We start from the raw sequence: 3,685 nt of genomic DNA, 5'->3' as shown, positions 1-3,685 counted from the left end.
TCCCGGCCCCGTACCGCCGCCTCCCCGACCCCGCCGGCCGCGCCCGGCGTCCGTACCGCCGCCTCCCCTACGGGACCGGCGGCCGGGCGCCGGCCGTCGCCGGTCCGCGAGCTGCTGCTGGTGGCGGCGCTGTTCACGGTCTACAAGGTCGGCCGGCTGCTGGCGAACGGCCACCCGGGCCCGGCGTACCGCAACGCCGAGGCCGTCTGGCACCTGGAACGAGCCGCGCAGCTGCCCGGTGAGGGCCTGGTGCAGGACGTGCTGCTGCGGGACGAGACCGCCGTCCACCTGGCGAACACCTACTACGCGGCCGTCCACTTCCCCGCCACCGCCGCCTTCCTGCTCTGGCTGTACTGGCGACGGCCCGCCCACTACCGGTGGGCCCGGCGGGCGCTGGCCCTGCTGACCGGCGGCGCCCTGGCGCTGCACCTGCTGCTGCCGCTCGCCCCGCCCCGGCTGCTGGCCTCCACCGGCCTGGTCGACACCGCGCAGCGCTACGGCCCCTCGGTCTACGGCGCCAGCCCGGCGTCCGACTCGCTGGCCAACCAGTTCGCGGCCATGCCCTCGCTCCATGTGGGCTGGGCGCTGATGGTCGCCGTCGGCATGATCGCCGCCACCCGCACCCCGCTGCGGTGGCTGTGGCTGCTGCACCCGCTGCTCACCCTGCTGGTGGTGGTCGGCACGGCCAACCACTACTGGCTGGACGCCGCGGCCGCCGTCGTGCTGCTCGGCGGGGCGCTGCTGCTCCTGCGGGCGTCCGGAGCGGGCGCGCTCCGGACTCCGGCGCTCACCGCGCCCGCGGGGGTGGTGCTGCCGTGAGGGCGCTGGTGTTCGCGGTCGTGCTGTCGCTGGCCTCCGCCGCCGGGTACGCGCTGGCCGCCGTCGCGCAGTCCCGGCTGGCCGCCGCCCGTGCCGGGCGCTCCGGCCGGGACGGGCTCCTCACCCAGACCCTGTGGTGGTGGGCGGTGGGGCTGAACGCCTCCGCCGCGCTGCTGCACGCCGCGGCGCTGCACTACGGGCCGCTCACCCTGGTCCAGCCGCTGGGCGCGCTGACCCTGGTCGCCGCGCTGCCGCTGGGCGCCGCTTACGAGCGCCGCCGGGTGGGCCGCGCCGAGTGGCGGGGCGCGCTGTGGACACTGGGCGGGCTGCTGGCCCTGGTAATGGTGGTGGGCCCGGCCGCGCCCGGCGAGGCGCTGTCACCGACCGAGGCGCTGGCCGTCGGCGCGGCCACCGCCCTGCTGGTCGCCGCGCTGGTGCGCGGCCCCGGGCGGCGGCGGCTCTGGTACGCCACCGCATCCGGGACGGCCTCCGGCGTGGCCTCGGCGCTGACGCCGACGGTGACGGCGGCGCTCACCGGCGGGCTGCCGGGCCGGGCGGCGCCCTGGTGGCTGACGGCCGCGGTGGCCGGCCTGGTTGCCGTCTTCGCGACCGGCGGCATGCTGCTGTCGCAGGCGGCCTTCCGGGACGGCATGGCCGCCCCGCTCGCGGTGGTCAACCTGGCCAACCCGGCCGCCGCCGCGGTCATCGGCGTCGCGCTGCTGGGCGAGACCTTCCGGGCCGGGCCGCTGGGCTGGCTGGTGGCGGGCGCCGCCGCGGCCGCCGCCGGACGCGGGGTGCTGCTGCTGGCTCGCGGCCGCGGCGGGCCGGACCCGGGCACGCTCCCCGAGCCGGCGGACCCGGCGGCGGCGCGCCCCGACCCCGAGGGCGAACCGGCCGCCGTCTGACGGTGCGTCCGTCAGGCGCGCTGCCAGAGCGCGGGACTGGCCGACGGGCCGCGGCCCGACTGCGCCTGGTGGGGCTGGAGGCAGCGGTAGGAGGCCCCGTCGTAGGTGACCTGGTCCCCGGCGTCGTACACCTTGCCGGCCGCCCAGGTGCCGGACTTGCCGGTGTCGCCGGCGTCCGGGGCGTTGGTCTTCAGGGTGAGCCCGAACTCCTTGAGCATCGGGTTGACCGGCTGGTGGTAGGTGGTGCCGCCGGAGGTGCAGTCGCCGGAGCCGCCGGAGGTGACGCCCTGGGCCTGCGCCCCGGAGACGTAGGAGCCGCCCGAGTCGCCGGGCTCCGCGCACACCGTGGTGCGGGTCAGCCCGCGCACCGTGCCCTCCAGGTAGGACACGCTGGTGTCGTGCTGCTCGACGGTGCCGCAGTGCCAGCCGGTGGTGGAGCCCGACCGGCAGATCGAAGCCCCGACCAGCGCCTCGGTGGAGCCACCGACCTCCACGTTCGCGCCGCCCTGCCCCTTGACGTACGGGGTGGCCTTCCAGTCCGCGTTCGCCTCGACCCAGGCCATGTCCTTGCCGGGGAAGGCGGACGCCTGGAAGGAGCCCTGGGCGACCTTGTTGAAGCCGGTCGTGGCGTCGCCCGCGTCGCCGCAGTGCCCGGCGGTCACGAAGCCCTGCCGGCTGCCCGTCACCACCGAGAAGCCGACCGAGCAGCGCCCGTTGCCGATGTGGAAGGCGTCGCCGCCGCGCAGGTCGTGCAGGGCGCGCGGCCGCTCGGCGACCGCGACGGTCCGCACCAGGCTCCGGTCGACGCCGGACGCCTCCAGCAGGACCTCGGCGGCGGACGGCCGGATGGTCTCCACGGTGACGGTGTTGGTGCGCGGGTCCACATACCAGACGGGGGCCTCGGCGGTCTTGGTCCGCGCGGACTGCCGGTCCAGCTTCGCCTTGGCGGTCTCCAGGGCGGCCAGGCCGTGGCGCACCACCTTCGCCTCGGCCCCAGCCGCCTTGATGGCGGCGGTGTCGGTGGCGTCGGTGGTGGCGACGGTGAGGGCGCCCGAGGTCTGCCCGCTCACCCACGCACCCGCGTACCGGCTGCCGAGGGAGTTGCGCAGCCTGCCGGCCCGCGCGCCCGCCTCCGCCTCGTTGCGGAGCCGGGCGCTCGCCTGTTCCGCCGTCAGGCCGAGGTCGCGCCGCAGCGCGTCGAGCATCGCGGGAGCGGCCCGGTCGGCGTCGGTGTCAGCGCCTGCGCCGGTGGTCTGGGGTGCGGCGGCGCGCTGCGGGGACGGTTCGGCGGCCGGCGTCGCACCGGCCGGCTGGGCCAGCGCGAACGCGCCGGCCGCCGTGAGGGCGGCGCACGCGGCTGCGGCGTGTCTGTGGAGCATCGGGGGATCACCTCGGTTCGGATGGGGAGCTGCCGGTTCTCAGGTGTTTCCGCCCGCCCGCCCCGCGATGTGCGTTGCCCGGTTCTTCGGCGCAACGGAGCCGCGGGCACCCGCCATGCGGCGTAACCGGGCCGACGGCCCGCGGCGGCGGGTGGCCGGGCGCCGACCGGGCGGCCGCGCGGACCCGGCGGGAAACCCGCGCGGCGGCGGACATGCCTTCGAGAGGGTCCACGGCCATCACCCGCGCCCGGGGCGGGGCGTTACCCCGGCGGACGGGCCGCCATCAAAGCCCGTCCGCCGGGTACACGGGGGGCGTACCGGCCGGCTCGTCGCGAAGGAGGCCCGTCCGTGGGTGGCATCCTGCTTGCCCTCTCGATCCCGCTCATCGTCTGCGCCTCCGGGTTGTACGCCCTCGCCGAGACGTGGTGGCAGCGCCGCCGGCCCGCGCATCCGGCCGAACCGCCGCGGCCCCCGGCGGTGGTCCGGGACGCCGAGGCCGTCGTCGCCGAGGCCTACGAGCGCCTCGGCGCCCTCTACGAGCCCCGGCCGGTCCACCCGCACGCGAGCTGAGCCGACGGGCCC

Annotated in this window: 4 protein-coding genes; 3 read left to right on the top strand and 1 reads right to left on the bottom strand. The window is 77.7% G+C overall.

What is annotated here, in order from left to right:
- Positions 1–819, top strand: an 819-nt coding sequence (locus C6N75_RS26825; protein WP_258177638.1) for a phosphatase PAP2 family protein, incomplete at its 5' end; no start/stop codon positions are given.
- A complete protein-coding gene (locus C6N75_RS26820; protein WP_181160632.1) occupies positions 816–1,724 on the top strand; it encodes a DMT family transporter in 909 nt (302 codons plus the stop codon). The genes C6N75_RS26825 and C6N75_RS26820, both read left to right, overlap by 4 nt.
- A gap of 11 nt (positions 1,725–1,735) precedes the next feature.
- Here the strand turns inward: C6N75_RS26820 and C6N75_RS26815 are convergent, their stop codons facing one another.
- Complete coding sequence (locus tag C6N75_RS26815) at positions 1,736–3,103, bottom strand: alpha-lytic protease prodomain-containing protein (RefSeq protein WP_105871459.1); 1,368 nt, start codon at positions 3,101–3,103, stop codon at positions 1,736–1,738.
- A 348-nt stretch (positions 3,104–3,451) separates the two neighbouring features.
- On the opposite strand from C6N75_RS26815, the gene C6N75_RS26810 reads away from it, so the two are divergent.
- The gene (locus C6N75_RS26810) at positions 3,452–3,673 is read left to right on the top strand and encodes a hypothetical protein (protein ID WP_105871458.1); all 222 of its coding nucleotides are present in this window, start codon (positions 3,452–3,454) and stop codon (positions 3,671–3,673) included.
- The last annotated feature ends 12 nt before the right edge of the window (positions 3,674–3,685 follow it).

This window comes from Streptomyces solincola (assembly GCF_002982015.1).
In the GTDB taxonomy this organism is placed as follows: Bacteria; Actinomycetota; Actinomycetes; order Streptomycetales; family Streptomycetaceae; genus Streptomyces; species Streptomyces solincola.
Note: the sequence above shows the minus strand (reverse complement) of the source record. Positions and strands in the feature narration are given on the sequence as shown.